Consider the following 21,412-nt stretch of genomic DNA (forward strand, 5'->3'; position numbering starts at 1 on the left):
GCCCAGCTCGCGCACCAGCGCCGGCAGGCTGTCGGCGCTGGTGCCCAGGTGCGCGTTGATGGCCGCCCAGGCGTCCTCGCCCGGCCCCGGCACCTGCTCCGGGCGGTCGCAGTATCTGAGCTTGTCGTCGTAGCCCAGGCGCTCGAACACCAGCTCTTGCAGGCGCTCGCGGTCCTCCGGTTTCAGCCCGGGGCGCAGCTTCGGCCGCGCCGGGTCGCTGTCGGGCTGGAACCATTGGGCGCGCTCCGCCGGCGTGAGCCGCGCATAGACGTCCTTCAGCGCGATGGCCTTGCGCTTGCGCCGCCAGAGCCCGTCGTCGTCCATGGTCAGCAGCTTCAGAAAGACCTCACGGTCTGCCCGCGGGTCGCGGCTCGCGGGCAGCAGCAGCCCGAGCACGGCGGCGCGCACCAGGATCAGCGGCTTTCGCCCCCACCACTTGCCGAGCCCGGTGAGGGTCTGGCTGGCGTTGCCCATACGCTCCTTGTAGCTCTCCTTGGACAACTTAGAGACCGGCAGCTGGGTCTCGATGAAGGTGAGGTCCGGGTCGGTCATGGTGTGCGGTTGTGTGCGTCTGGGTTTTCTTGCGGGGCGCGAGCGGGGGCGCCGGCGGGATCATCTTTCTGCTGTCGAGGCGGAGACATCGAGCTTCGCGGCCAGCTGCCGCCCGGTGAGCGCGAAGGGCTCGAGATAGACCTCGCGGATGAATTCACCGGGATGGGGTGGGTCGTGCATTGGGCGTTGATCATAAGTCCGACCAGAGGGCCGGCGCTCGCTCCCACGCTCCAGCGTGGGAGCAAGGGCGGACGCTCTGCGTCCCGGGTCCACTCCGCCGGGATGGTCGAAGTTATGATCAAGGCTGTGCATTGCCATCAGTGATCATCCTCTTCATCAGGAGTCGGTTGTCTCCGTCTTCGCGGATGCGGCGCCCTCGCGTGTCACCCTCATGAGGAAGCGCAGCGCCTCGTTCACGGCAGCGGATTCAGGAAACATCGCTGCCACGCCCGGGTTCAGAAGGACTCCATGATCTGGGAAGGCCTTGCGGCCGGGCCCGAACTTGCGTACGCGCAGTCGCCGGAGATCGTATTCCGGCTGGAGATCGTCTTCCTGTTGGGCTGGCGTGTCAGTCTTCTTCATAGGCTTGGCGTTCGTGTTTCGTTGCCGGTCGGGCACTGATGATGCGGGTCTGTTCATCTCTTTCGGAATTGGCGACCACCAGGACCCGGTTTCGGTTCGAGCAACCGACCCGAGTAGACCGATGCTCGTCATGGCGTGTTCCGGATCGAAGGAGTCGATGTAGAGCGGGTCCTTGCAAACCGTCGCCGCCTCTTCGAACGCAACCGCCTGCTTTGCGAAATTCCGCCTCGCTTTGCCTGGGTCCCACTCGAAAGTCATGGATTTAGGGCGCAGACGCGGCCCGCTGCGTCGGCGCATCCGCATAGTCGGCGGCATCCTCCCGGGCCTTCAGCTCGAACACGGCCGGCGGCGGGGCATGGTCCACATCGCCCACGGGGTTTTCGGTGAGCGCGAAGCGCACGGCCTTGCGCCAGCCGCGGTTGCGCCCGTGCACGGCGTGGCCAGTGGCGGCGCAGGTCATGGTGTAGAGCCACCAGCGCTCCTCCGGCACCAGGCCCTGCCAGTTCCTGATGGCGATGGGGATGAGCGCCGGATCGGCGTCCTCGATGGCCCAGGCGAGCAGCACCAGCTCTTTGCCGTAGAGGCGGGCGACGGGGTTGGCGCCGGTCTTCCAGCTGGCGGTGCGCAGCCCAGCCTTTTTGAGACCGGTGTTGAAGGCGATGCGAAGGGCGTCGGCGATGGCGTCCCACTTGGCCCGCGGCAGCACGCAGCGGAGCTTGCCGTCCAGCTCGCCGATGGCAAAGGTGGGCGCCGCGGCGGGGCGCTCCGGGTCCCAGCTCAGGTGCTCGGAGATGACCACATCGCGCTGCTTGCCCTTCGGCAGGGTCACCAGAAAGTGGTGCTGTGACTCCTGCGGGCGAAAGCCGAAGCCTAAGGTGTCTGGGGTCTTGCTGGGCATGGCGGGCTCCGTGGTGGCGGCATGTCTGCGATGGGCACGCCTGGCCTTGTTCCATGCTACACGCCACCGGGTGTCGCGGAGGAGGGGCACAGGTCGGCAGGCCGTGCCCGTTATCAACGTGGATACTGGGCAGGCGGCGCGGTGCCCATCCTACGGCTCCACCTCGTCGCGCTGCAGGTCCACGCCGATCTCCCGAACGTAATCCAGCAATTGCTGGCCGGTGGGGAACCAGAGCGCGGCGGCCTCGATGTTGACCTCGCCCTCGGCGAGCAGGGAGCGCAGATGCTCGACGGTGCCGAGGAGCTGCTCGCTGTCCAGCGGCAGGTCCAGCATGCGCAGGTCCACCCATTTCCCGTCGAGCACCGCGACCTGTTGCGCGATGGCCTTGCCGCCGTGCTTCTTCAGCCGGTTGATGAAGCCGTAGGCCGATTGGGTGGTGTCGAACCGAAAAATCCCCTCTGGATGGCTGGTGGGCCGCCAGATGGCGGGCTTGTCGAGCTCGATGGGCTTTTCGACGGGGTCCTGACCCCAGTTGATCGTCAACTGATGCTGCGCCGACGCAATGCCGGACTTTTCGGCCACCGCCAGCACCAGGCTGACCTGCTTGTTCACCGCGAAGGGTGCCTGATAGCTGCCGCCGGCGGTCTTCGGGTCCGACCCGTCCGTGGTGTAGCGAATGTCCGCGCTGGGCGGCGCCGCACGCAGCTCCACCTTGCGCTCGGCGCCGTCGGTGAAGACCCGGCTCTTGAGCGTGACGCGATTGCACCAGGTGACGGGGTCGCCGGTCTCGTGCTCGCCCTTGGCGTCCACGGCGATGAAGGAGACCCGCATCTCGGTGGTCGGCAGGTCCCGGCCCTGGAGCCTTGCGGACGCCTCGGTGGCGTCGGCGCCGACCTCGTAGTGGATGCGGTCGCCGTTGATGGGCGTGAGCCGCAGCTTCACCTCGCCGGTGTCGTCGTCGCGCTCCAGCTCCTGCACCTTCACCTGGGTCGCCGGCTTGGGAAAGGGCCCCTTCTCCACATAGCTGCCGTCCTCGCGCCAGGCGTCCTGGTGGACGTACTCCTGCTTGGCCTTGTCGAGGGCGTCCGCGCGGTGCCACTGCCAGGCGGGATTGGTGGCGGCGCGGCGCTTGATCTCCGCCCAGGGCATGGTCTTCTGCGTGAAGAGCCGGGCCTCGATCTTCTTCCGGAAGGTGTCGCCCGCGATGTCCTCGGTGTACTTCATCTTGGCCTTCAGGGCCGACACCACCTGCTCCTCGCCGTCGTAGCGGTTGGCCTTGAACTCCATGGCGAAGTCCGTGGGCATCAGCTTCTGCGCGGTCGGGTAGTAGAGGGTGATGAAGGTCTCGCGCAGCGCACTGCCGAACTGGGTCAGGATGCGGTCCAGCAGGTCCCGGGCCTGCACCAGCTGCGGATCGCTGTCGGCGGTGCCCTCGGCGAGCAGCTCGTCGATGATGTGGCGAATGGCCTTCAGCTCGCGCGCGGACTCGAACAGGGCATCCACGCTGCGCTGACCGGTGAGGAAGCAGATGCGATTCTTGAAGTCGATGTTCTGATACAGCGTCAACAGGTCCGGGTGCAGGCCCTGCGGATGCGGATGGAAGATCACCAGGACGGTCTTGTCCTGCGTGACCTCGATCTCGTCCACGGCGGGCAGGGCCTGCACCTTTTGGTAGCAGTGGCCCTCGTCCGGCGCGAACAGCTCCCTGAGTCGCTCACGCAGCTCCTTGCGGACCTGATCGTGGACGTAGGCCGCCGCGGTGGTGCGCAGTCGCGCCACGAGGTTCTGCACGTTCTTGACGAAGAGCCGCCCGTCTCGGCCGGTGTGCAGATACCAGGCGCTGGTCACCAGCCGGCTGATGACCTGCTCGTTGAGCTTGGCGAGATCGCGCCCCGGCTGGCACAGGGCGGCCACCGTCTCCGGCACGGTCAGACCCTTGGTGGCGCCGGCCACGGTGGACAGGGACGAGACCAGCAGCAGGCGCATCACGTCCTGGGCATCCTGCCCGCCCAGATTGCCGTCCAGCACCTCCGCCACGGCCTGGCCGTTGGAGGCGATGTCGTGGGAGATGGCGTTCTCCAGCGTCGGGTTGATCTGGTTGATCTCGGTGAGGGTGTCGCGGTCGTTGAGATCCAGGTCCTGGGCGCCGATGAGGTGGCGCTGTTGATGCTCGCCGGTGTTCCAGAGCCGCGCGGCAACGATGCGCATGAGCCGGATGAGTCCCCGGGTCTGCTGAAAGCCCGGGTTCTCCTTGAAGCGGGCGTAGAGGTCGCGGATGGCCGGGTGGAAGGGGTAGGACTCGGCGATGCGGGCGGCGAACTGCTCCGGGGAGGCGTTGGTGACGTCCATCTGCCGCGCCTGCTTGATGGACTTGGCGTAGCCCGCGGCCACCTCGGCGACGGCCTCCGGCGGCGCCAGCTCGCTGAACAGGCGCCGGCGCAGAATGTGATAGAACTCGTCCGTGTTCATGCGCACCGGCTCCAGGCTCATGGCGGCGCGGCCGGTCTCCTTGTCCAGGTCACTCAGGGCCTGATTGAGCTGTTGGCTGCCCTCGGCGTAGGTGGCCGTCAGATCCGTGATGATGACGCAGACATTGGCAAGCTCCTCCTTGCCGACGGCGACCAGGAGGTTCGAGAGCGCAGTGGCCGTGACCACGGAGAGGTCGGAGTTGCCGACGGCCTTCGACTTGGCCTGCTGGAAGTAGGGCGGCAGCTCGTCCAGCATAATGAGCAGCGGCTCGCCCTTGAGCAGCTCCACCCAGGCGGTTTGCCCCGGCGCGGACAGCGGCGAGTAGTAGGCGGCGAACTGCTCCTGCTTGCCGAGCTGCTCGGCGATGGCGCCCCAGATCCCGAAGGGTGTATCGCTCTCGCGGCCGCTGAAGGCCACCACGCGCACCGGGCCGATGTCGCCGGGTGTATAGAAGTCCCCCATGACCTCCTCGCGCAGGTCCGGTTGCTCGGCAAGCTGACCGGCCGCCAGCAGATTGTGGGTCTTGCCGCCGCCCATGGACTGGCCGAGCTTGAACACGCCCTGGGCGCTTTTCCCCTCCAGGCGCCGGAAGACCTCCGTGAGCAGGATGCGCATGCCCTCTGTAATGTAATTTTCGGCGAAGAATGCCTGCGAATCGATGCGCCCTGCTGCCAGATCGGTCAGATCCAGCACCGTGTCTCGGCGCGCCTTGTCAAAGATGCTGTCGCGAGGCTTGCAGGCTTGGGCGAGTGTCTGCACCAGGGGCGGCTCCCGTGTCCGCTTGTGTCGGGTGCACACAGTTTTGCATAGGTGATCCCCTGATTCATCCCTCAGTTGACTGCCGCCACGCGGATTCAGGTCTGCCGCTGTGGCGGCACATGGCCGTTCGCTTCACGCCAGGCTGCCGCTGCGCCGCCGCCAGGCCCCCGGCGACACGCCGATGACGCGCTTGAAGGCGCGGCTGAAGGCGGCCTCGGATTGGTAGCCCAGGCGCTCCGCCAAGTCCATGAGCGTCACGTCCTGGTCCTGAAGCCAGGCGCAGGCGAGGTGCATGCGCCACTGCACCAGGTAGCGTTGCGGTGGCTCGCCCACCAGCGCGGTGAAGCGGGCGGCGAAGGCGGAGCGGGACATGGCGGCGGCGTCGGCCAGCTCGGCGACGGTCCAGTCCCGCCCCGGCCGGCGCTGCATCAGCAGCAGGGCGCGGCCGATCTGCTTGTCCTTGAGGGCGCCGAGCCAGCCGGTGCGGGCGGCGGGGTCGGTTTCGATCCAGCCGCGGATGGCCTGGATCACCAGGATGTCCGCAAGCCGGGTCACCAGCGTCTCGCCGCCGGGGCGCTGCTCGCCGGCCTCGGCCGCCATGAGCGCCAGCGTGCTCTGCATCCATTGCGACTGCGGTGTGTCCGCCGTCTCGGCGGTGATGCGGCGCGGCAGCATCCGCACCAGCTGCCGTGCCGCCGGATGGTCGAAGCGCACGGCGCCGCAGATCATGGTCGTCGGCGCCCCGCCGCCGCCGTGGCGCAGGATCTCGTAGCGCTCGCTCACCTGCTCCCGCGGCAGGTCGAACAGGGCCGCCGCGGCGGCCTGCGGCGCGCTGGCGAGGGTGTGGCCCTCGCCGTGCGGCACCAGTGCGAGCACGCCGGGGGCCAGCCGCTGCGGCTCGGCGGCGTCGTCGCCGAGCCAGCAGGCGCCGGCGGTGACCACGTGGAACATCAGGCAGTCCGGCATCGGCGGCAGCGCCAGACCCCAGGGCGCGGTGAATTCCGAGCGGGTGTAGAAGACGCCGCTCATGCGCAGGAAGTGCAGGGCCTCGCCGAGCGGGTCGGCGGAGGGCCAGTCGGCGGGTGCCGGGGCAGCTGCGGTGCTGGGTGAAGACCTGAGCATGGCGGGCTTGAACTGTGGCGCAGGCAGACGCGCAGGGTGACGCGCGCTGGACGCTCGATCAAGAAGTGCGGCGCCTGGCGCATTCAGGCGCCAGGGATGCGTCGCTATCGTGGCAGCCACCTGAGCCACTCACGCGACGACGCAGGAGACCGACATGACTGATGCCCTCCAGATGCCCCGGACGAGCCGCCATGAGAACACGCAGGAGCAGCGCCCCGTGCTGGTGCTCGGCGGCACCGGCAAGACCGGCCGCCGGGTGGCGGCAGGGCTTGCGGCGCAGGGCGTGCCCACCCGCATCGGCTCGCGCGGCGCCGAGCCGCCCTTCGACTGGGACGACGCCGGCACCTGGGCGCCGGTGCTGGCCGGCGTGCGCGCCGCTTACATCGTCTTCCATCCGGACCTTGCGGTGCCTGAGGCGCCGGCGAAGATCCGGGCCTTCTGCGAGCAGGCGGTCGCCGCGGGCGTCGGGCGGCTGGTGCTGCTCTCCGGCCGCGGCGAGGCGGCGGCGCAGGACTGCGAGGGCATCGTGCAGCGCGCGGGCGTCGACTGGACCATCCTGCGCGCCAGCTGGTTCGCGCAGAACTTCAGCGAGGCCTTCCTGCGCGGGCTGGTGCTCGCCGGCACCGTCGCGCTGCCGGCGGGTGACGTGCCCGAGCCCTTCGTGGACGTGGACGACATCGCCGAGGTGGCCGTCGCCGCACTGACCGAGCCCGACCATGCGAACCGGCTCTGCGAGCTGACCGGGCCGCGGCTCATGACCTTTGCCGATGCCGTGGGCGAGATCGCCGCGGCCACGGGCCGGGAGGTCCGCTATCGGCCCATCTCCGCCCAGGACTTCACCGCCGGGCTGCGGGCGCAGGCCGTGCCCGCGCCCATGATCGCGCTGCTGGAGTATCTGTTCCGGGAGGTGCTGGACGGCCGTAACGCCTACCTGTGCGACGGCGTGCGACAGGCGCTCGGGCGCGAGCCGCGGGACTTCCGCGACTATGCGCAGGCGGCTTCGGCGGCGGGTGCCTGGATGGTGCGATGAGCGGGTGCAGCGCCGCGGAGAATCTGAGGCCGGGCGGCACCTGGTGTCGGCGGACTGAAGTCCGCCCGGCCCCAGGGTGCCGACTGAAGTCGGCCTTCCCGGCGGCGGCCCTGCGGCTTCCGCAGGGCTTGGGCTAGGCATACCCCATCTGCCCCGGCAGCCACAGCACAATGCCCGGGAAGGCGATGAGCACGGCGATGGTGACGACATCGGCAACGAAGAAGGGCGTGGCGCCGCGGAAGACGTCCTGCACCGAGCATTCCGGACGCACGCCTGCCACCACGAAACAGTTAAGCCCGATGGGCGGCGTGATGAGACAGAGCTCGGCCATCTTCACCACGATGATGCCGAACCAGATGGCGCAACCGACGCCGGAGACGCCGAAGGCCGAGTCCGCGGCGCTGACGGCCTCGCCGCCGTTCAGCGCGATCACCGCCGGGAACACCACCGGCAGCGTCAGCAGCAGCATGCCGATGGCGTCCATGAACATGCCGAGCACGGCATAGGCGCAGAGGATCAGCACCAGCGTCAGCATGGGGCTCTGCTCCAGCCCCACCAGCCAGTCCGCGAAGGCGCCCGGCAGGTCGGCGAAGCCCAGGAAGCGCACGTAGATCAGCACGCCCCAGATGATGGTGAAGATCATCACCGTGAGCTTGGCGGTTTCCATGAGCGACTGCTTGAGCTGCGGCAATCGCGCGCCGCGGTAGAGCGCCAGCAGCAGGATCACGAAGGCGCCGAGCGCACCCGCCTCTGTGGGCGTGCCGACGCCGCCGTAGATGCAGACGACGATGATGGCAATGACGACGAAGACGGGCGCCGCCCCCGGCAGCGTCGCCAGGCGCTCACGCCAGCTGAAGCCCGTCACCGGCGGCCCGAAGCCGCGGCGGGTCTTGGCGAGCCCGATCACCAGCGCACCGTAGATGAGCGCGGACACGGCCCCGGGCAGGAAGCCCGCCATCAGCAGCGCGCCTACATCCTGCTCGACGATGATGGCGTAAATGACCAGGATGGCCGACGGCGGGATGAGCGAGGCCAGCGTCCCGCCGGCGGCCACCACACCCGCCGCGAAGCGCTTGTCGTAGCCGAGCGCGAGCATCTCCGGCACGGCGATGCGGGCGAACACCGCCGAGGTGGCCACGGAGGCCCCGGACACCGCCGCGAAGCCCGCCGTGGAGAACACGGTGGCCACGCCCATGCCGCCCGGCAGCCAGGCGAGCCAGCGCTTGGCGGCCTCGAACAGGGCGCGGGTGAGCCCGGCGTGATAGGCCAGGAAGCCGATGAGGATAAAGGTCGGGATCAGCGACAGCGCCAGCGTCGAGACCTTGGAGTGCGGGATGGTGCCGGCCATCTTCATGGCCACCACCACGCCGCGCTCAAACCCGAGCCGGGCGGAGAAGATCCAGATGAGCCCCACCAGCCCGGCCAGCGCCGCGGCAAAGGCGACCCGCACGCCCAGTACCACCAGCACCAGCATGACGCCGGTGACCCAGAGGCCGATCTCGATGGGCGGCAGGCCGAGCAGGGTGTCGACGAGGGTCATGGGCGCGACAGGGTATCCGTATCGGCCCGGCCCTCCGGCGTCGCGCCCAGCACCGCCTGTGCCTCCTGGGCGGCGGCCTCTGCGGCGGTCTCCGCCAGCGGCACCGCGACCGGCGCCGGGTCGTTCCGGCGCAGGGCACGGGCATAGCCCCAGAGCTGCAGCGTAAGCCGCAGCGCCAGCACGCTGAGCGCGAAGGGCACCACCAGCTTGGCGGGCCAGGTGGGCAGGTTGATGTCGAGCGACGAATCGCCGAGGTCGTAGGCGCGCCAGAAGTGCAGGTAGGAGCCGTAGATGAGCGCCAGGGTCACCAGCAGCATCAGCGCCACGGACGCAAGCTCTGCGAGCCACAACAGCCGCCCCCGCAGCCGGCCGATGACGAGGTCCATGCGGATGTGCCCGCCGAGTCGCTGGGTGTAGGCGATGCCGAGCAGCGCGATGAAGGCCATGGCCTGCTCCACCCAGTCCACATAGCCCGTCACCGGCAGATCGAACAGCCAGCGGCCCAGCACATTGGCGGTGGCGAGCAGCACCAGCAGGAAGATCGCAATGCCGCCGGCCAGGTTCAGCCCCGCCTCCAGGCGGAACAGCCGGCGGTCGGCGCGGCTGAGGCGGCTCTGGTCGGCGCGGACGCTGGCTTGGGCGGTCACTCGGCGAACAGCCCGGCGGTGAAATCGAACAGCGTCCGGGCGTCGAAGTCGCCGCTGTGGGCGCTGATCCATTCCTGGCGTACGGACTCGGCCAAGTCATTGAGCCGGGCGATCTGATCGGGGCTGAAGGTGACCTCGGTGAGGCCCTGCTCGGCCACCGCGTCCTGGAACGCGGCGGTGGTGTTCTGCGTGTAGTTGTCGACGTAGAAGGCCAGCGCCTCGTCCACCGAGCCCAGCAGGGCCTCGCGGTGCGCGGGGTCGAGTGCATTCAGCGCGTCCGTGTTGACCACCACGGGGCAATTGGCCGTGCCCAGATTCAGGTTGGTGGTCACCCACTGACCGACCTTGACCGTATTGGTGGCGAGATGCGCATGCGGTGCAAAGGCGGCGGCGTCGATGACGCCCGAGTCCATGGCCTGGCGCACCTCGGCGAAGGGCACGCTGGTGCCCACCGCGCCGAGCTTGCCGAGCACGCCGGTGACGCCGCCCGGGCCCCGCACCCGCAGGCCCGAAAAGGCCTCAAGGTCAGTCGGCGCCTCGCCCTTGCCCACCAGGTTGTACTGCGGCATGGGCGTCGGCATCAGCAGGGTCGCGTTCCAGCGCGCGAGGTCTTTGACGACGATGGGGTGCGTATGCACCGCCTGCTGGATCTCCGCGGTGCGCGCCAGCGACACAGCGCGGGCGAAGGGCAGCTCCGTCACCGTGATGGTCGGGTTCTTGTCGCGATGGTAGAAGCTGCAGAACTGCGCCATCTCGAAGGCGCCAATGGCGATGCCGTCCAGGTTCTCCCGCGCCTTGGAGAGGCCGCCGTAGGAAATATTGAGCCGGAAGTCGCCGTCGGTCCTGGCCGCCACCAGCTCCGCGAGCTTCTCGACGTTCTCCGTGAAGGCCCGGCGCTTGCCCCAGAGCGAGACGTTCCACTCGGTGGCGGCGGCAACCCCGCTCGCCGTCAGTACGCCGGCCATCAGGGCAGCGGTGAGGACGGCATAAGCCGGCGCGGAGCGGTGTGGCATCGGATCATCCTCCAAATCGTCGTGCACCGGTCGCGAGCCGGTGACGTGTCGGCGCCTTGCTCGGGGCGACGCCCCAAGTACCTTGCGAGAGCCGATCTTGGCATGCCGCCCTGTTCTGGGCCAGACTTGCGGTGGTACCGTTCGCTGAACGCTCTGCCGCCGCGCCTCGACGCGCCACAGGACCATGCACGCCCGCTCCCGACCCACGCGCTATGACCAGCTGCTGACCCGCCCATGAGCCGCTCGCTGGTTGTCATTGCCGCCCTGTTCGGCCTCATCGCCGTCCTGTTCGGGGCCTTCGGCGCCCATGGCCTGGAGGGTCGGGTGAGTGCGCAACGGCTCGCCGTCTGGGAGACGGGTGCACACTACCTCGGCTGGCATGCCACGACGCTGCTGGCGGTGGCCCTGCTGCGCGCCCATCGCCCCGGCCTGTTGCTGAACGTCGCCGCCTGGACCCTGGCGGCGGGTGCCGGCGTGTTCAGCGGCAGTCTGTTCCTGTTGGTGCTGACGGACACCCCGGCCTGGGGCGCCGTGACGCCCATCGGCGGGCTTGCGCTGGCGGTGGGCTGGGGTGCGCTGGCGCTGGCCGCGGTGCTGGGCCGGGACACCGACACCGGACCGCGCTCTCCCGCCGGCGAGTGACGGACACGGCCGGCGAGCCCCGTACCCGCTTACGCTGCGCTGCTCCGGCACACCTTTCCGCGTCATCGGCCTCGCCGGCATCACCCCATGCGCACCGACCGCATCTTCACGCCCCAGCCGCTCGCCGCCGGCGCGCAGATTGCGCTGGAGGCCGGCGCCCGGCGGCATGTCACGCAGGTGCTGCGCCTCGCCGCCGGCGACCCATTGGTGCTCTTCAACGGCGACGGCCGGGACTATGCCGCGCGGCTGCTGGACACCGGGGAGACGGCACTCGTCGAGGTGCTGGATGCCGGGCCCGAGGAGCCGGCGCCGCCGCTGGCGCTGACGCTGGCGCTCGGCATCTCCCGCGGCGAGCGCATGGACTACGCCCTGCAGAAGGCCGTGGAGCTGGGCGCCGCGGCCCTGGTGCCGCTGTTCACCCAGCGCAGTCTGGTCAAGCTCAAGGACGACCGGCTGGAGAAGCGCCTGCGGCATTGGCACGGCGTGGTGGTGGCCGCCTGCGAGCAGAGCGGGCGGCGCCGGCTGCCGGCGCTGGCGGCACCTTCGAGGCTCGGTGCCTGGCTCGCAGCGCTGCCGCCGACGCAGCCGGGGATGCAGCCGGGGACGCATCAGGGCGTACTGCTTCACCACGCCGCCGAGCGCGCGCTGCCGGAGCTGCCGGCGCCGGTGTCGGCAGGCGACGGAACGGGCGCGTTGACGCTGCTGGTGGGCCCGGAAGGCGGCCTCGCCGCGGACGAGCGCGCGGCGGCCGAGGCCCGCGGCTTCGTGCCGGTGCGCCTCGGCCCGCGGGTGATGCGCACCGAGACCGCACCCCTCGCCGCCCTCGCGGCCATCCAGGCGCTGTGGGGCGACTTCCGCGGCTGAGCCCGCACACGAGCCATCAGCCGGATGGGTCGGCGGGCTGATCGAGCACCCGCGCCAACGGCGCCAGCGCCGCGCCGATGGCGTCCAGGTCCGGCACGGCGAAGCGCTGGTCCGACAGGCGCAGGGTCACGCAGGCATACCCGGGGGCTGGGGGCGGCTCCGGCGCCGGCTCGCCGTCGCGCAGCACCACCAGTGCGGGCACGTCATGCGCGGCGAAGGCGATGGCCTCAAGACCGCAGGCCGGGTCCAGGGTCGGGCAGATCACCGCCCGCAGCCGGGCCGCGCCGGCGGGCGCCGGCGCGGTGCCCGTGTCCCCTGTGGCCGCGGAGAGCCGCAGCAGCGGCAGCTGCCGCTCGCGCCAGGGCAGGACCCCCAGCAGGGCGGCGGCCAGAGCGGGCGCCAGGACCGGCGCATGCCCCAGCGGCGGCACGAGCGGCCGCGGCGCGCCGCAGCGCAGCACCTCCAGCACGGCGGCGGCGGGCACCAGCCAGCGCCAGGGCGCGGGCGCAACCTGCCCCGCCTCCGGTCCCAACGCGTGCCCGACATCAGACCAGGTGAGCGCGCGGATGGGCGCCGGGAGGCGCACCGCAGCGGGCAGCGCCTCAGCCATCGCCGGTGAAGAGCAGGGCCTCGATCTGCGCCAGCAGCTCGTCCTCGGCGAACGGCTTGGCGACGAAGCGGTCCACGCCCGCCGCCAGCGCCTCGGCACGCTCGGCCTCGCCCACCATGGACGTGATCATCACCACCGGCAGGCGGCGCAGATCATCGCTGCCGCGCACCCAGCGGGTCAGCTCCAGGCCGTTCATGCGCGGCATGTCCAAATCCACCAGCAGCAGGTCCGGCTGATGGCGGCGCAGCATCACCTGGGCCTCGACGCCGTCGCGGGCAGTGACCACGTCCATGTTCTCGCGCCCGAGCAGGCGCTGCGCCAGGCGGCGGACCGTCTCCGAGTCGTCCACCACCAGCACCGTCGGCCGTTGGTCACCCAAGGCACTCGCGCCGCTCGGCTGGCGCAGGGTGCGCAACAGCGCGGGCAGGTCCGCGAGCAGGGCCACCCGACCATCCGGCAGCACGGTGCCGCCGGAGAGCCAGCGCAGCGCCGCCAGCGGCGGCCCGATGGGCTTGACCATCACACGCTGGCTGTCCAGCAGCGCATCCACCTGGAATGCGGCCCGCTCACCGCCGGCGGCCACCAGCAGCACCGGCAGCCAACGCTGCTGCGGCAGGTTGGGCACGGCGGTGGCGCTGAGCGCCCGCGCCAGCGGCTCCACCGGGAAGCGCTCGCCGCGGTAATCGACAACGGCGTCGCCGCGCGCCAGGCGCTCGCGCTCCACCCGGGCCACGGCCAGGGCCGTGCCGTGGGGCACCGCCAGCAGGGTATCCGCGGCGCTCACCAGCAGCGCCTCGACAATGGACAGCGTCAGCGGCAGGCGCACCCGAAAGCGCACGCCGCGCCCGGGCTTGGAGGCGAGCGACAGCTCGCCGTTCAGCGACGCCACCTGGGTACTCACCACGTCCAGGCCCACGCCGCGACCGGCGTCCTGCGTGACCTCCGGCGCCGTGGAGAAGCCCGGGCGCAGCGTGAGGGCCAGGATGTCCGCCTCCGGCAGGTCCGCGTCGGCGGCCACCAGGCCCAGGGCGACGGCACGCTCGCGCACCTGCAACGGGTCCATGCCGGCGCCGTCGTCGGCGATGTCGAAGACCACATCGTTGCCTTCGCGGCTCACCGCGATGCTGACCTCGCCCACTGACGGCTTGCCCGCCGCGGACCGCGCCGCCGGTGCCTCGATGCCATGCACCACGGCGTTGCGCAGCAGGTGCTCCAGCGGCGGCACGAAGCGCTCCAGTACGTTGCGGTCCAGCATGACATCAGCGCCGCGCAGCTGCAGCTGCACGCGCTTGTCCAGCGCCTCCGCGGTGAGGCGCACCAGCCGTGCCAGGCGCGACTCCACACGGCCGAAGGGGAGCATGCGCGCGGCGAGCAGATCGTCCTGCAAGGCCTCGGCAATGCGCATCTGCTGACGCAGCAGGTCTGCGTTGTCACGCTGCAGCTCGCCCACGGCCATGGTGACGCTGCGCGACTCGCCGAGCAGCACCGCGGCCTCGCGGATGCTGCGCACGCGCTCGCGGGCCGCATCGCTCCCCTCCGGCACCGCTGCCTCCCCCAGCTCGGCCAGGGCGTCGACGCGGCGGGCGACGCGCTTGAGGCCGTCCTCCAGCTGCGCCAGCCGGAAGCCGAGCCGCGCATTCTGCTGCACCAGCCGCGCGCGGTACTCGCCCACCTCGCCGGAGCGGTTGATGATGCCGTCCAGCCACTCCGTCCCCACGCGCAGCTGGGTGGCGCTGTCCTCGCGCCCCGGAGCCGGCGGCGCCGGCGCGGGGGTATCCGTGCTCGAAGGCCCCTGACTGCCCGTGGCGGCGGGCGCGCCGGCGTCGGCTTCGGACGCAGGCCCCGCCGCGCTGATGTCCGCGAGCAGCTTGTCCGGCAGCACCACCGGCTCGCCGCGGCGGGCGGCGTCGATCTGCGCGGACAGGGTATCCAGGGTGCGCTGCAACAGGTCCGGCAGGTGCAAAGTGGCCGCGGCGGGCAGGGCCTCGGCGCCTGCGAGCAGGGACTCCAGCGCGTGACTGAGGTCCCCCACCGGGGCGAGCCCTGCCATGCGCGCGCTGCCCTTGAGCGTATGCAGGCGCCGGCGTGCCAGCGCCAGGCCGTCGGCGCTCGGCCCGGCGGCACGCCAGTCGCCGAGCTGGGCGTCCAGCGCGTCGATGAGCTCCCGGGCCTCCTGCGCGAAGACGCCGAGCAGATCGTCGCCGTCCAGCAACGCCTCCAGTGCGTCGTCGTCGCCACCGCCACCGCCACCGCCACCGCCACCGCCATCGGCCTCGTCGCCGGGCGCCGCGCCGGCCTCGGGAGCCGCTGCCTCGGGCTCGCCGGGGGCGTCGTCGGGCTCTGGAGCTTCGGGCGCGCCGCCGGCCTGGGCGTCACCGCTGCGCTGGCCCTCGACGCCGGGCAGGGGCAGCGGGATGACCTTGCCGCCACCGCTGCCGGCGGCGAGCAGGGCCTTGGCGCTGCGGATGAGGTTGGCGGTGGGGGCCTTGCGACGCTGGGACTCGGCGTCGATGATCTCCGGCAGCAGCGCGACCACATCGGCCAGAAAGTCCGCGGCGGCCACGTCCGCGGGCAGGTCGCCGTCCAGCAGCCGCTCCAGCACCGCGGCGGTGTTGCGGGACAGATCCGCCAGGTGACGGGCGCCCACCAGGGCGCCGCTGTTCTTCAGCGTCTGGAAGGAGCGGCGCAGAATGGACAGGGCCACGTCGTCGTGGCGGTCCTTGGACCAGCGCTCGTGCTGCACCCTGATGCTTTCGAGCTCGTCCTGGGCCTCGTCCAGGAAGAGATTCAGGAACTCCAGGTTGACCGATTGCGACGCCTCGGACCAGGGCAGGGAGTCCGTGGCCTCGGAATCGCCGTCCGCCTCCTCGTCCGGGCGCAGCAGCCCGGAGAGGCGCTCGATGGCATAGTCCGCCTCGGCGATCATGCGCACATCGGTGACGTCGCGCTCCAGGCGGTCCTCGAGGTGGATGTCCACCGCCGCCAGGGCGCGGCCGATGAGCTCCACGCCCGCCTCACCGGGCACCTGACCCGGGTCCAGGTAGCGGATGCGCAGCTGCGCGGCCAGTGCGTCCAGGAGTCGCGCGGGCTCGGCCTCGCCGACGCTGCGCAGTGATGCCGCGAGGCCCTGCAGCGTGCGGTAGGTGTCCGCAAGCTGCGCCGCCTGCCCGGGCTTCATGGGGCCGCTGCCGATGGTGCCCCGGGCGGCTCCCAGGGCGGTGCGTGCCTCACGCAGCGTCGCCGCCGCCAGGTCCCGCGCCCGCGGCGCAGCGCGCTGGGTGGCCGCGGCCTTCGGCGGTGCCGCCAGCTCCGCACAGGCGGCGAGCTCGCCGTCCACCTGACGCAGCGTGCGCAGCACGTCGCCGAGCCGGCCCTGGTCCGGCAGGCCGGCGCGGGCCTCGATCTCCAGCGCCTCCGCACAGCGGCGGATGCGCTGGGCGGCGGCCTCCTGGCTCAGCGCCGACAGGGATTCGGCAAGGCGCTGGAGCCGCCGCGGCATGGCGGCGACGGCGGGTGCGTCCGGGGCGCCGCCGGCAGCCCGCAGCAGCGGGGCGGCGATGTCGTCGAGCTCCCGGCGCAGGGCGTCCAGCATCGGTGCGGTGTCGTTCTCCGTGGAGACGCTGGCGCTCTCCGCTTCGCTCTCCTCGGTGAGGCGGCGTCCGTAGATGCGCTCCAGCTCCTGCACCGCCGGTGCATTGGCGGGCATGTGCGACATGCGTGCCAGCAGGTCGCCGATGAGTGCGGTGGCCAGGTCGGCCGGCCACTCCGGCACCGCCGCCGTGAGCGGTTTCAGCACCTTGTCGAGTCGCCCGATGAGCGCCTTGGTGGGGGCGTCGGCCTCCAGATGACCGTCCAGGAGCCCATCCACCACGGCCTCGGCGGCGAGGAACAGCTCATGCACCGGGCCCTGTTTGAAGTACCGGCGCATGTGGTTGAACAGCCGCGACAGGCCGAGCAGGCCTTCATGGGCGTTGTCGCCGTTGAACCAGCGCACCAAATAGCGGTGGAAGTGCGGGCGCACCTTGAGCGCGAGCCGCACCAGGGCCGCCAGGGAGTCCGGCGCCACCTGCTCGCTCTGCGCCAGCACGGAGGACGGGATCAGCAGCTCCGCGGCACTCATGGGCGGCACGCCGCGGGAATGGCGCAGGTCGTTGATGCTCGCCAGCAGCGCCAGCGGCTCCTGGTGCTCACCGGCATCGCCCCGGCGCAGGTGCTCGTCCAGCTGCACCACCGCGAGCGTTACGGACTCGCGCGCCTGCGTTGCATCGACTGCGGCCTCTTTGATGATCTGCTCGCAGGTGCGCTGCATCTCCTCCGCAAGCATGGCCGCCGCCGGCAGGGGCAGAGCCATCAGCACGGCACGCATCTCGAACAGCAGCGCCACCGCATCGGCGATGTCGCCGCCCTCGCGCAGCTGGCCGCCGACGCGCTCCAGATTGGCGAGGAGCTCGTCGCGCACCCACTTGAGGCCGCCCCTGGATCGTTGTTCCACCATGATTCCCCCGCGCTGACGCCGGCCGCACAGATCAGGTCTCACCCCACATGGACAACGGGATGAGCCCCCAGCAGCGAGAGTTTACGACCAACCAGCCCCTGCTCACACGGCCTCTTCGGCCTGCACTGGGATACGCGACCATACTCGGGACAGGCTTTTGCTGTCGGTGGCACCGGCGGATTACCATGTGCGCGTGCTCACAGCCAGCGCCATCCTCGACCTCGCCACCACGCGCAGCGCAGCGCCGGGGACCGCTGCTCACCGGGACAGGCATGGGCAAGTGGACGCTCGCGGCAACCGGTGGGCGACAGTCGCAGGTCGGACTGGGCAGCGGTCTTACGGCCCGTGCGGGGGCCGCTGTGGGCGGCGAGCGGGCCGGATGCCGGTCGCCGCCGCAATGTTGCTGGCGGGGACGCTGATGTCGCTGCCGACATGGGCCGCGGCAGCGCCGGATCCGGCGCGGACATCGCCGGCGCCCGTCACCCCCGACTCGGCCCCGCCGCCTGCCGAGAGTCCGGCGCGCCCGAGTATCCTCTGGATCACGGCGGAGGATCTGAGCCCCGAGCTGGGCGGCTGGGGCGACCCCCTGGCGCAGACCCCCAACCTGGACCGCCTGGCCGCAGAGGGCGTGCGGTATTCGCACGCCTACGCCAATTATCCGGTGTGCGCGCCGGCCCGCAGCACGCTCATCTTCGGCGTCTACGCGAGCACCCTGGGCACCGAGCACATGCGCAGCTTCCGACCGGTGCCGCCCTGGTTCCGGCTGTTGCCGGAGTATCTGCGCATGGCGGGCTACTACACCAGCAACAACGCCAAGACGGACTACAACTTCCGCGGCAACTGGACGGCCGCCTGGGACGCCTCCGGGCCCGATGCGCACTACCGTAACCGCCCGCCGGGCAAGCCGTTCTTCTCCGTCTTCAACCTGGAGATCACGCACGAGAGCCAGCTTAAGCCCAGGCACATCGCCGAGCGGGTGGAACAGGGCCTGCTGCCGGCGGCACCGCGTATCGACCCGACGGACGTCGTGCTGCCGCCCTATCATCCCGACCGCGCTGCCATCCGCACCGACTGGGCGCGCCAGTATGACCTGGTGACGGCGCTGGACACACAGGCGGGCGCGCTGTTGTCGGAGCTCGAGGACTCAGGCCTGGCCGCGCAGACCATCGTCTTCTTCTTCGCCGACCACGGCGGCAGCCTGGCGCGCAGCAAGCGCTTCGTCTACGACACCGGGACCCGGGTGCCGCTCATCGTGCGGGTGCCGGAGCGCTTCGCTGCGCTCGCGCCGGACGGCACCGCCGGCACGAGCGCGCGGCTGGTCTCTTTCGTGGATTTCGCCCCGACGCTCCTGGCGCTCGCCGGGCTGCCGGCGCCGCCGCAGATGCAGGGCCGGGCCTTTCTTGGTGAGCGGGTGGGCCAGGCGGCGCCGGAGGTGCTGCTGGCGCGCGGGCGCATGGACGAGCGCGACGACCTGGTGCGCGCCGTCACCGACGGTGACTGGCGCTACGTGCGTCACTTCCACCCGCAGCGCCCGGACGGGCGCCACCTGGCCTTTCCGTTCCGCATGCAGCGCAACTGGCAGGCCTGGCGGAATGCCTGCGCCGACGGCGACTGCGACCGGACGCAGCAGGCCTTTTGGCGGCCACGGCCGGCGGAAGCGCTGTTCCATACCGCGGCGGACCCCTGGGAGGTGCAGAACCTCGCCGATGACCCAGCGCATGCCGAGCGCCGGGCACGCATGGCGCGGCGGCTCGAAGACCGGCTCATCGCCATCCGCGACCTGGGCTTCGTGCCGGAGAGCATGCTGTCGGCCCTCACCCGCGGGCGGACGCCGTACGCCTACGGCCGCAGCACGGACTATCCCATCCACCGGATCGTGCCCCTGGCGCTGGCGGCGACGGCGCAGGCGGAACCGGCCGGGGACCGCCGTGAGCGGCTCACCGCCGCCCTGTCCGACCCGCACCCGGTGCTGCGCTGGTGGGCGCTCCAGGGGGCAGCGCTGCATCCGGCGCTGGCCCGCGGCGAGGTCGCGAGGCTGCGCGCGCTGGCGACGGACGACCCGCACAGCGCGATTCGCGCCGCCGCGGCGGCGGCGCTCGCCGGCATCGGTGAGACGACACAGGCACAAGCCGTGCTGCTGGATCTCCTGGACACGGACGACGACATTGCGCGGCTGGAGATCATGAGCCGCGTCGAGGACCTGGGCTGGATCGGGCGCATGCCGCGCGCCCTGATCCGCCGCCTCGCGAAGGACCCGCAGGCGCCGCGCAGCGCCGCCGTCGCCGCACACTGGAAGACACAGCGCAGCTGGATGTTCCTGCCCTGGTGAGGCGGGCTGCGCGGAGGGGCGCTCAGAACGGCGATGGCGGCGGCGGTGCCCGGGTGCAGCCGCGGTCGGCGCAATGGGCGACCTTGAGGTCGCCGTTGGTCTCGTCGTAGTACACCACCACCGGCAGCCCGTCCGCGCCCACGGCGATGTCGATGTGCCAGCCGACGGAGCCCTGAGCATCCAGGGTCACCACACCGGCTGTGGTGCAGTCGGCATCCTCGCAGCGGGCCACCTTGATGTCGCTGTGGCTGTGGTCGTGGTAGGCGATCACCGGCAGCCCGTCCGCACCCAAGGCCACCGCCGGATTGGCGCCGACGGAGCCCGTGGTGTCGATGCGGCTCATGCCGGCGTCGCTGCAGGCGCGGTCCGTGCAGCGGGCGATCTTCAGGTCGTCGTTGAAGAAGTCCCAGTAGGCGATGAAGGGACGACCCGCGGCATCAAGCACCAGGTCCGTGCCCATGCCGACGCCGCCGAGATCCAGCGCCACCGCATCGGCGTCGGTGCAGCCGCGGTCTGCGCAGTGGGCGAATTTGAGGTCGCGGCGGCTGGCATCGAAGTAGCTCACGAGGATGCTGCCGTCTTCGGCCACGGCCACGGCGTTGTGCCAGCCGGCATCGCCGGCGGTGTCCACCGGCCGCAGCGCCGCGCTGGTGCACGCCGGCTCCCGGCACAGGGCCAGCATCAGGTCTTTGTGATTGCGGTCGTAGTAGCTGATCACCGGCAGGCCGTCGGCGGGGACCGCGATGTCGACGAACTTGCCGGCCTCGCCGGAGTCGTCCACGTCGGCGATGCTCGCCGTGAAACAGCCTGCATCGCGACAGCGGGCCAACTTCAGCACGCCCCGCTCGCTGTCGAAATAGGCGATCGCCGGCAGGCCATCGGCACCGATGGCGAGCGCGATGGACCAGCCCACGTCGCTGTCCGCGTCCACCACGGCGTGGCTCGCGCTGGCGCAGGCCGCATCCCTGCAATGGGCCACCTTCAGATCCCGGTTACCGTAGTCCAGGTAGGCCACCACCGGCAGCCCGTCGCCGCCGATGGCAATGGAGGGGGACCAGCCCACATCACCCACCGCGTCGAGAATGCCGAGCCGGTTGACGCCGCCCGCCGGCTCGGGCGGCGGTGCCGGCGCCGGCTGCTCCGCGGCCGCGCCGAGCTGCAGGCTGAAGGCGTCGAAGCGCGAGCGGTCGTCCCCCGCCACCACGCGCAGGATGTGGCTGCCCGGCCCGGTGCCGGGCGGCAGCGGTCCCGCCTCGATGTAGGTCTGGGTGGCACGGCGCACCGTGAGCGGGCGGTTGTCCAGGGTCACGCTCGGCAGACGCAGGCCGAAGTTCTCGCCCTTGATGCGCAGCACCTTGGTCACCGGGTCCATGGCGGCATCGAGGATGATCAGCTGCGGATTGTCCAGCCAGTCGTAGTCCTGCGCCCGGGCGCCTGGGCCCTGGAGCGCCAGGCCGAGCCAGATCAGGCCCAGCACGAGCCATGGGCGCCACGCCGTCCGTGCATGGGACTGTCCGGGATTCAGGGGGATGGCCGGCAACCGGGACATCGCACAGGGGCAGCAGGGGGTGGCGTGAAGGGAACCGGTGCGGGCGTTGGTCGCTGCTCCGGGGCGACGCCGCCGGACCACCGGCAAACCGCGCCGTGCCCGCTGCACGCCCTGTGCGCACCGATAACGCGCGGATGGTAGCACCGCCTTTCCGCGCATCTCCGGAAGCGGCGCACGTTGCCCGCCATTGGGGCAGCCTCCCGCTGGGCGCGACGCAGTGCCTGGCGCCGCGGGCGCGAGCCGCCCGCCCTGGCCATCTCAGCGCTGCGGGCTCAGCGCTGCGGGTCGTTGGTCATGACAAAGCGCAATGC

General features: G+C 71.2%; 16 protein-coding genes and 1 pseudogene. 4 read left to right on the forward strand and 13 right to left on the reverse strand.

The window, feature by feature from the left end; genetic code table 11:
- From QZ607_RS22230 to QZ607_RS22255, 7 genes and pseudogenes are all read right to left on the reverse strand, one after another.
- On the reverse strand, positions 1-552 hold a 552-nt coding region (locus QZ607_RS22230; protein ID WP_295887366.1), incomplete at its 3' end, for a DUF1156 domain-containing protein.
- Positions 553-624: 72 nt separating this feature from the next.
- Positions 625-732: pseudogene (locus QZ607_RS22235) on the reverse strand (transcriptional regulator); the annotation flags it as partial.
- A 156-nt stretch (positions 733-888) separates the two neighbouring features.
- Entirely contained in the window at positions 889-1,134 is a 246-nt protein-coding gene (locus tag QZ607_RS25985; RefSeq protein ID WP_367268241.1) for a hypothetical protein, read from the reverse strand.
- A complete protein-coding gene (locus tag QZ607_RS25990) occupies positions 1,121-1,381 on the reverse strand; it encodes a BrnT family toxin (RefSeq protein WP_367268242.1) in 261 nt (86 codons plus the stop codon). Before QZ607_RS25990 ends, QZ607_RS25985 begins: the two co-directional genes overlap by 14 nt.
- 15 nt (positions 1,382-1,396) lie before the next feature.
- Positions 1,397-2,032 carry a DUF3780 domain-containing protein gene (locus QZ607_RS22245; protein WP_295887370.1) on the reverse strand — a complete coding sequence of 212 codons (636 nt, stop codon included), beginning with the start codon at positions 2,030-2,032 and terminating at the stop codon, positions 1,397-1,399.
- 150 nt (positions 2,033-2,182) lie between these two features.
- On the reverse strand, positions 2,183-5,260 hold the full coding sequence (locus tag QZ607_RS22250; RefSeq protein WP_295887373.1) for a DUF499 domain-containing protein: 3,078 nt from the start codon (positions 5,258-5,260) through the stop codon (positions 2,183-2,185).
- Between the two features lie 132 nt (positions 5,261-5,392).
- The gene (locus QZ607_RS22255) at positions 5,393-6,382 is read right to left on the reverse strand and encodes an AraC family transcriptional regulator (RefSeq protein WP_295887376.1); all 990 of its coding nucleotides are present in this window, start codon (positions 6,380-6,382) and stop codon (positions 5,393-5,395) included.
- Positions 6,383-6,536: 154 nt separating this feature from the next.
- Between QZ607_RS22255 and QZ607_RS22260 the strand changes: the two genes are divergently transcribed.
- Positions 6,537-7,412: an NmrA family transcriptional regulator gene (locus tag QZ607_RS22260; protein ID WP_295887380.1), complete on the forward strand. Its 876-nt coding sequence runs from the start codon at positions 6,537-6,539 to the stop codon at positions 7,410-7,412.
- Positions 7,413-7,545: 133 nt separating this feature from the next.
- On the opposite strand, the gene QZ607_RS22265 is transcribed toward QZ607_RS22260, so the two are convergent.
- From QZ607_RS22265 to QZ607_RS22275, 3 genes are read right to left on the reverse strand one after another with little or no spacing between them, the layout of a single operon-like run.
- Positions 7,546-8,952 (reverse strand): TRAP transporter large permease, encoded by a 1,407-nt coding sequence (locus QZ607_RS22265; protein WP_295887383.1) that lies wholly within the window; start codon positions 8,950-8,952, stop codon positions 7,546-7,548.
- The gene (locus tag QZ607_RS22270; protein ID WP_295887386.1) at positions 8,949-9,599 is read right to left on the reverse strand and encodes a TRAP transporter small permease subunit; all 651 of its coding nucleotides are present in this window, start codon (positions 9,597-9,599) and stop codon (positions 8,949-8,951) included. Before QZ607_RS22270 ends, QZ607_RS22265 begins: the two co-directional genes overlap by 4 nt.
- Positions 9,596-10,612 (reverse strand): hypothetical protein, encoded by a 1,017-nt coding sequence (locus QZ607_RS22275; protein ID WP_295887389.1) that lies wholly within the window; start codon positions 10,610-10,612, stop codon positions 9,596-9,598. Before QZ607_RS22275 ends, QZ607_RS22270 begins: the two co-directional genes overlap by 4 nt.
- A gap of 234 nt (positions 10,613-10,846) precedes the next feature.
- On the opposite strand from QZ607_RS22275, the gene QZ607_RS22280 reads away from it, so the two are divergent.
- Together QZ607_RS22280 and QZ607_RS22285 are read left to right on the forward strand one after the other, a co-directional pair.
- Complete coding sequence (locus tag QZ607_RS22280) at positions 10,847-11,254, forward strand: DUF423 domain-containing protein (protein WP_295887390.1); 408 nt, start codon at positions 10,847-10,849, stop codon at positions 11,252-11,254.
- Positions 11,255-11,341: 87 nt separating this feature from the next.
- Positions 11,342-12,118, forward strand: a complete 777-nt coding sequence (locus QZ607_RS22285) for a 16S rRNA (uracil(1498)-N(3))-methyltransferase (protein ID WP_295887392.1) — start codon at positions 11,342-11,344, stop codon at positions 12,116-12,118.
- Positions 12,119-12,134: 16 nt separating this feature from the next.
- Here QZ607_RS22285 and QZ607_RS22290 read toward each other — a convergent pair whose 3' ends face one another.
- Positions 12,135-12,728, reverse strand: coding sequence for a hypothetical protein (locus tag QZ607_RS22290; RefSeq protein WP_295887395.1), 594 nt, complete (start codon positions 12,726-12,728; stop codon positions 12,135-12,137).
- The gene (locus QZ607_RS22295) at positions 12,721-17,223 is read right to left on the reverse strand and encodes a response regulator (protein WP_295887399.1); all 4,503 of its coding nucleotides are present in this window, start codon (positions 17,221-17,223) and stop codon (positions 12,721-12,723) included. The genes QZ607_RS22290 and QZ607_RS22295 overlap by 8 nt, the downstream gene beginning before the upstream one ends.
- A 418-nt stretch (positions 17,224-17,641) precedes the next feature.
- Between QZ607_RS22295 and QZ607_RS22300 the strand changes: the two genes are divergently transcribed.
- Complete coding sequence (locus tag QZ607_RS22300) at positions 17,642-19,552, forward strand: sulfatase (protein ID WP_295887402.1); 1,911 nt, start codon at positions 17,642-17,644, stop codon at positions 19,550-19,552.
- Positions 19,553-19,574: 22 nt separating this feature from the next.
- On the opposite strand, the gene QZ607_RS22305 is transcribed toward QZ607_RS22300, so the two are convergent.
- Positions 19,575-21,029, reverse strand: a complete 1,455-nt coding sequence (locus QZ607_RS22305; protein WP_295887404.1) for a hypothetical protein — start codon at positions 21,027-21,029, stop codon at positions 19,575-19,577.
- Positions 21,030-21,412: the final 383 nt, after the last annotated feature.

The sequence above is a fragment of the uncultured Thiohalocapsa sp. genome, from assembly GCF_913063425.1.
GTDB lineage: Bacteria > Pseudomonadota > Gammaproteobacteria > Chromatiales > Chromatiaceae > Thiohalocapsa.